Below are 6,443 nucleotides of genomic sequence, written 5' to 3'. Positions count from 1 at the left end.
CTAGCGGTTGGCGATGTCGTACTGGTTGGGGCCAGGAGTTCCCTCCAGCAGGGTGAAGATGAGCAGGACGATGCCGCCGACGAACGGGACGAGCCCGATGAAGACCCAGAAGCCGGACTTGTCCTGGTCGTGCAGCCGCCGCACGGTCAGCGGGAGGACCGTGATGAACAGGGCGATATACCCGAGTATGTCGAGGACGAGCCCGAATGCCTTGAGGAAGGCGCCGAGGAGGATCAGCACCACGAACGCGATCACCTCGAACAGGGCGAACCACCAGTACGCCGAGCGCGATGCGCGGCCGTAGTAGTTGAACGCGTTGCGGAAGGCCTCGGTCACCGCCTGCTGAAAGCCGACCGGGCCGCCCTGCAGGTAGCCGCGCTGGAAGCCGGGCGGGTAGCCGCCCTGCTGCGGGTAGGGACCGGGGGCGTAACCGCCTTGCTGCGGGTACTGTGCCTGCTGGTACTGCGGGTACTGCCCCGGCGGGTACTGCTGCCCCGGCGGGTACTGCGGGTTTTGCCCGTAGCCGCCGGGCTGTTGCTGGCCTGAGTTGTAAGGGTCGTAGGGAGCACCCATGCCATGCCTCCGTATTCCCCCGTTTCAGGGAGACCGATGATGATGATGCAGGTCGGAGCGATTCTCTAGCTGTTCACGTGTTCGCGCAGTACAAATGGCGACATTGTTGTTTGGGCCGTCCGTCGTTGCGACCCCGCTGCTACCTGAGTGACAATAGGGGTTTGGCGATGAGGCTCGCCGCAACCGTCCGGCGTCCGGCCATTAGGCCGGCCTGCCGGCCTAATGGCTTCTATCCCTGTGTACAGTCACGTGGGTAGGAGGACAAGAGGTGGCAGAGCCCCAGGAACCGGAACCTCCCGGCAATGAACCCAGGGCCGCGGTGTGAGCGCGGCCCTGCCTATCCCGGTCATCCAGCTGTTGCAGGTTCTTACGGTCGCGCTTGGCGCGCCCGCGGTGACGGGCGTGATCGCCAAGGTCGAGGCGCGGCTGCAGGGCCGCCGGGGCCCCCGGGTACTGCAGCCGTACTACGACCTGGCCAAGCTGTGCCGCAAGGAGGCGCTGGCCCCTGCCGGGGCGAGCGCGTTCTTCCTCGCGGCGCCGCTCATCGCGGTCGCCGCCTACCTGACGATCCCGCTGCTGATCCCGGTGCTCACCACCTACGGCCTGCCGCTGGGGTACATGGGCGACATCCTGGGCGGCGGCTTCCTGCTCTCGCTGGCCAGCTTCGTGGTGGCGGTCGCCGCGCTGGAGACGGGCAGTCCCTACGCGCAGCTCGGATCGAGCCGGGCCAAGACGTTCTCGGCGATAACCGAGCCGGTCGTGCTGTTCGTCGTGTTCACTGTCGCGCTGCTGACCGGCACCGACCTGCCCTACGCGCTGGCCGCCACGGTCCGCTCCTCCGCCGGCCAGGTGATCCGCCCCGCGCACCTGCTCGCGTCCGCCGCGCTGTTCATGGTGATCCTGCACGAGACCGGGCGGATCCCCGTCGAGACCCATAGCGGCACGAACGAGTTCGGCATGATCGAGGAGGCCAGGTCCTTCGAGCACTCCGGGCCGTACTTCGCGCTGCTGAAGTGGGGCTCGATGCTCAAGCAGATGATCCTGTTCACGATCTTGTCCGACGTGTTCCTCGTGCCATGGGGCCTGGCGTCCACGCAGCGGCTCGGGTCGGTGCTGCTGGCGATCGCGGCGCTGCTCGCGAAGGCGGGCGCGGTGGGCGTCGTCGTCGCGGTGATCGACAACTCATTCGCCAAGCTGCGCCTGTTCAAGATCACCGAATACGCGTCGGCCGCCTTCCTGCTCGCCGTGCTCGGCGTGTTCACGCTGTACCTGGGAGGCGGCTGATGAACTCTGCGCCAGGCATCTACGCGGGCGCGGCGAACGTGATCGCGGCGCTGATGCTGCTGCTTGAGTTCGGCATGCTGCGCCAGGCGCTGGTCAGGGACCAGGTCCGCCTGTACGCCGTGCAGTCCGCGCTGATATCCGTCCTGGCGGTCGTCATCGCCGCCGACCGGGGCCTGCCCGACCTGTACGCGCTTGCCGGGCTGTCCGCCGCGCTCAAGGTCGTCGCGGTCCCGCTGGTGCTGCGCCGGCTGCTGCCGGGAAGCGTCGACGTCCGCGAGGAGCCGCCCGGGGTCGCGGGCAGCCACACGCTCAGCCCCGCGATCGCGGTGCTCGCGGCGATCGGCCTGGCGGCGTTCGGGTTCTTCGCGGTCGGCTCGTTCCACATGGGCGGCCCGGGCGCGCCGGCCCTCGCGCTGGCCATCGCCGCGGCGATGGTGTTCGTCGCGTTCGGCCTGATGATCATCCGCAAGGACGTCGCCTCCCAGGCGATCGGGTTCTTCTCGCTTGAGAACGCGATCTCGCTGGCCGCGCTCGTGGTGGCGGCCGGGCTGCCGCTGATCCTGGAGACCGCGTTCCTGTTCGACCTGCTGGTGGCCGTCGTGGTGTTCGGCATGCTGACGCGGGCGCACCATGCCAGGACGGACTCGCTGTCCACCGCCGACCTGACCCGGCTGCGCGGATGAGCGGGGCCAGCCGATGATCGCAGTCCTGCTCGCCATCTTGATCGTGCCGCTGGCCGCCGCGCTCGCCTGCCTGGCGCTGCCTGCCCGCGCGGCGGCCGCCGTCGCGGTCGTCTCGGGGATCGCCAGCTTCGGCCTTGTCCTCGCGCTGGTGCCTGACGCCTCGCACGGGGACCTGTCCGGCTTGTCCGGCTACCTGCGGGTCGACGCGGTGAGCGCGGTCTTCCTGCTCGCGACCAGCTTCCTGTACGCGGCGGTGGCCACCTACGCGGTCGGTTACCTGAAATCGCATCACGACGACGCGTACGCACGCCGCTTCTGGGTCGGGTTCAACGCGTTCGCCTGGGCGATGCTGGCCGCCCCGCTGATGGGCAGCCTGGCCCTGCTGTGGATCGCGGTCGAGGTGACCACGGTCATCTCCGCGCTGCTCGTCGCGATCGAGGACACCGACGGCGCCGCCGAGGCGGCCTGGAAGTACGTCCTGATCGCCTCCGCCGGCCTGGGCCTGGGGCTGCTTGCCACGGTCTTCGCCTACTACGCCGGGTCCCAGGTCCTCGGCGAGCATTACAACCTCGCGATCCAGCCGCTGATCCAGGCCGGGTCCCGGCTGCCGAAGACACCGGTCGAGCTCGCCTTCCTGCTCGCGGTCCTCGGCTACGGCACGAAGGTCGGCCTGTTCCCCGTGCACACGTGGCTGCCCGACGCGCACTCAGAGGCGCCGACCCCGGTGTCCGCGCTGCTGTCCGGCGCGCTGCTCGCGACCAGCTTCTACGCGATTCTGCGGTTCTACCAGGTCGCCGGCGCGGCGCTCGGCACCGGCTTCCCGCGCGAGGTCCTGCTGGCGTTCGGGATCGCCTCGCTGCTGCTAGCGTCGCTGTACGTGTTCGGCCAGCGGGACGTCAAGCGGCTGCTCGCCTACTCCAGCGTGGAACACATGGGCATCCTCGCGGTCGGCGTGTCGTTCGGCGTCCCCGTCGCGCTGGCCGGGGTGCTGCTGCACGTGATGGCGCACGCGGCCGCCAAGGGCAACGCGTTCATGGGGGCGGGGGTGTTCACGGTGAAGTACGGGACCAAGCGGATGTCGGCGATGCGCGGCGGCCTGGCGCTGCTGCCGTGGAGCGGGCCGCTGTTCCTGCTGGCGATCCTCGCGCTGTCCGCGCTGCCGCCGTTCGGCGTCTTCCGCAGCGAGTTCCAGATCGTCGCGGGCGGCCTGTCCAGCGGCAGCTACGCCGCCGGTGCCGTCCTGGTCGTGCTGGTGACACTGGCGTTCTTCGGGCTGGCCACCGCGGCGACCGGCATGCTGCTGACCCCGGCGTCCCCGGCGTCCCCGGCGTCCCCTGCGTCCGCGTCCGCCCCGGCGAAGGCGCCAGGCGAGCCGACCAGCTGGATGGTCGTCCCGGTGCTCGCCGGGCTGGCGGTCCTCGTGCTGCTCGGCGTGCACCCCCCAGGCGAGCTCACGGACCTGATCGCCCGCGGCGCCGCGCAGCTGCGGGGCACGCCATGACGATCACGAGCACGCAGCCGTGCGTGGCGGCGCTCTGGGACGCCGTGGACGCCAGGATCGCCGGCGGCGGCCGTTTCGCCGGCCTGTTCGCCGCGCCGGCCCGGGCAGCGGACACCGAACCGGGCGGCGGCGTCACGCTGTCCGCGCACGTCGCCGTCCCCGGCGGGATCGACACGCTCCAGACGACGCTGCCGCCAGGCGCCGCCGGGTACCCGGCGCTCACCCCCCGCCAGCCCGCCGCGTTCTGGTACGAGCGGGTGATCCACGACCAGACCGGGATCGTGCCTGAAGGGCACTCCCGGCTCGCCCCGCTCGTCGGCCCGGGGGATCCGGACGATCACACGCTGCCGCGGCACGTCGCCGGCTACGGCGTGTTCACGATCCCGCACGGCCCGGTCCGCTCCGGCGTGCTCGAGTCGATGGAGTACCTCGTCGAGACTCCCGGCGAGGCGATCCCGCACCTGAACATGCGGATCTTCTACAAGCACCGCGGCATCGCCGCCCGGTTCACGGGGATGAGCGTCGCCGACGCCGTGCTGCTCGCCGAACGGGCCGAAGGCATCGCCTCCGTCGCGCACGCCCTCGCGTTCTGCCACGCGGTGGAGGCGATCGCGGGCTGCCAGGTGCCGCGGGAGGCAGGCCTCGTCCGCGTCGCGCACGCCGAGCTCGAACGGATCGCCAACCACCTGGACGTCGCCATGCGGCTGGCCGACGCGGCCGGCCTCGCCGTGGCCACCACCCGGTTCGCGCTGCACAAGGAGCGGGTGCTGCGCCTGGTCAGCGCGCTGTGCGGCAGCCGCTTCGGGCGCGGCGTCGTGGTGCCAGGCGGCGTGTCGGCATGGCCGGATCCGAGCCCGGTCCTGCCCGACCTGGCCCGCCTGGAAAAGCAGGTCAAGACCGACGCCGACGCGGTCATGGCCACTTCCTCGTTCCTCGACCGGATCCGCGGCACCGGCCCGCTCGACGCCGGCCGGGCCCGCGAGCACGGCGCGCTCGGGCCGATCGGCAAGGCGTCCGGGTACGCCGACGACGACCGCCTCGCCCGCCCCTACGACGCCTACCCGCTGCTGGCCGTCCCGCCCGCCGGCCAGCACGTGGCCGGGGACGCCCTCGCCAGGCTCCGTGTCCGGTGGGAGGAGGTGGACCAGGCTTTCCGCCTGATCTGGCAGGCCCTTTCCGATTTCCCCGAACGATCCGGGCCGTCTCCGCACGTCCCCTGCCCCGCGGTCGACGGCCGGGCGACCGGCTGGGCCGAGGCCCCCCAGGGCGAGGTGCTCTACGACCTGACGATCGAGGACGGCCGGATCGCCCGCTGCCAGCCGCGGTCGGCCTCGTTCCACGACCTCGTGCTCATGCACCAGGTCTTCGCCGGTGACATCCTCACCGACTTCCCGTTCATCGAGGCCAGCTTCGGCCTGTCGGTCGCGGGCGCGGCCATGTGATTGCCTGGGAGGCGGAACAGTGAGCATCTGGGCGCTGCACGGGCTGCGCGACGGGGTGGTGACGACCCGCTGGCCACGCCGCGGCGACGAATACGCGCACGCCTGGCGGGGGCCGGCCGTGGTGCGCGGCGACGCGGCGGCGGCGCACATCGCGGCGGCCGACGCCGCCGCGATGTGCCCGACAGGAGCGATCGAGGTCTCCGGGCGGGTCGCCGTCGACCAGGGGCGATGCATCCTGTGCGGGCGGTGCGTGGCGGCGCGGCCCGACGTGTTCGCCTGGTCGGCTGGCGCGACAGGGCCGCGCGCGGCGACGGTCACCAGGCAGGCGCTTGTCGTCCCCCCTGCGCCGGAGACCGACGCGGCGGTCGCGGCGGTGCGCGCCGCGCTCGCGGCGCGCACCGCCGCCCTGCGCCGCAGCGTGCACATCCGGCACGTGGACGCGGGCTCGGACGGCGCCGAGGAGTGGGAGATCCAGGCGCTGCTCGGCCCCGTCTACGACGTGCACCGGCTCGGCGTCTTCTTCACCGCCAGCCCGCGGCACGCCGACGTGCTGCTCGTCACCGGCGCCGGGGCGCCCGGCATGGCCGGGCCGCTGCGCGCCACGTACGAGGGAATGCCCGACCCGAGGGTGGTGATCGCCGTCGGCGCCGACGCGGTCAGCGGCGGCCTGCTCGGGGACCGGCTCACCGGGGTGTCGGCCATCGTGCCCGTCGACATTTGGGTCCCGGGCAGCCCGCCACCGCCGTTCGGAATATTGAAAGCCTTGCTGATCGCGATGGGAAAGCTGGTCCGATGAGCGCGCTGTTCGCGGCCGGGCTGATCCTGCTCGGGGTGGCGGGGGCCGGCGCGCTGCTGCCGTCACGGCCCGGGCGGGCGCGGGGGCTGCCCTATCTGGCGGGCGCGGCCGGGGCGGCGTGCCTGGCGGTCGCGGCGGTGCGCGCCGCGCTCGCGGCGCGCACC

6 protein-coding genes and 1 riboswitch are annotated in these 6,443 nt (G+C 72.1%); of the genes, 5 read left to right on the top strand and 1 reads right to left on the bottom strand.

The window, feature by feature from the left end:
- The gene (locus tag Q1N79_RS17945; RefSeq protein ID WP_300610335.1) at window positions 1–573 is read right to left on the bottom strand and encodes a DUF805 domain-containing protein; all 573 of its coding nucleotides are present in this window, start codon (window positions 571–573) and stop codon (window positions 1–3) included.
- 154 nt (window positions 574–727) lie between these two features.
- A riboswitch (Fluoride riboswitch) is annotated at window positions 728–812 on the top strand.
- Between the two features lie 82 nt (window positions 813–894).
- Here Q1N79_RS17945 and Q1N79_RS17940 point away from each other — a divergent pair.
- From Q1N79_RS17940 to Q1N79_RS17920, 5 genes are read left to right on the top strand one after another with little or no spacing between them, the layout of a single operon-like run.
- On the top strand, window positions 895–1,857 hold the full coding sequence (locus Q1N79_RS17940) for an NADH-quinone oxidoreductase subunit H (protein WP_300610333.1): 963 nt from the start codon (window positions 895–897) through the stop codon (window positions 1,855–1,857).
- On the top strand, window positions 1,857–2,540 hold the full coding sequence (locus tag Q1N79_RS17935) for a hypothetical protein (protein WP_300610331.1): 684 nt from the start codon (window positions 1,857–1,859) through the stop codon (window positions 2,538–2,540). Before Q1N79_RS17940 ends, Q1N79_RS17935 begins: the two co-directional genes overlap by 1 nt.
- A 13-nt stretch (window positions 2,541–2,553) precedes the next feature.
- Entirely contained in the window at window positions 2,554–4,041 is a 1,488-nt protein-coding gene (locus Q1N79_RS17930; RefSeq protein ID WP_300610329.1) for a proton-conducting transporter membrane subunit, read from the top strand.
- Window positions 4,038–5,483, top strand: a complete 1,446-nt coding sequence (locus tag Q1N79_RS17925) for an NADH-quinone oxidoreductase subunit C (protein WP_300610326.1) — start codon at window positions 4,038–4,040, stop codon at window positions 5,481–5,483. Before Q1N79_RS17930 ends, Q1N79_RS17925 begins: the two co-directional genes overlap by 4 nt.
- Before the next feature lie 19 nt (window positions 5,484–5,502).
- Window positions 5,503–6,279: a ferredoxin gene (locus tag Q1N79_RS17920; RefSeq protein ID WP_300610324.1), complete on the top strand. Its 777-nt coding sequence runs from the start codon at window positions 5,503–5,505 to the stop codon at window positions 6,277–6,279.
- The last annotated feature ends 164 nt before the right edge of the window (window positions 6,280–6,443 follow it).

Source organism: Trebonia sp., from assembly GCF_030042015.1.
GTDB lineage: Bacteria > Actinomycetota > Actinomycetes > Streptosporangiales > Streptosporangiaceae > Trebonia.
Note: the sequence above shows the minus strand (reverse complement) of the source record. Positions and strands in the feature narration are given on the sequence as shown.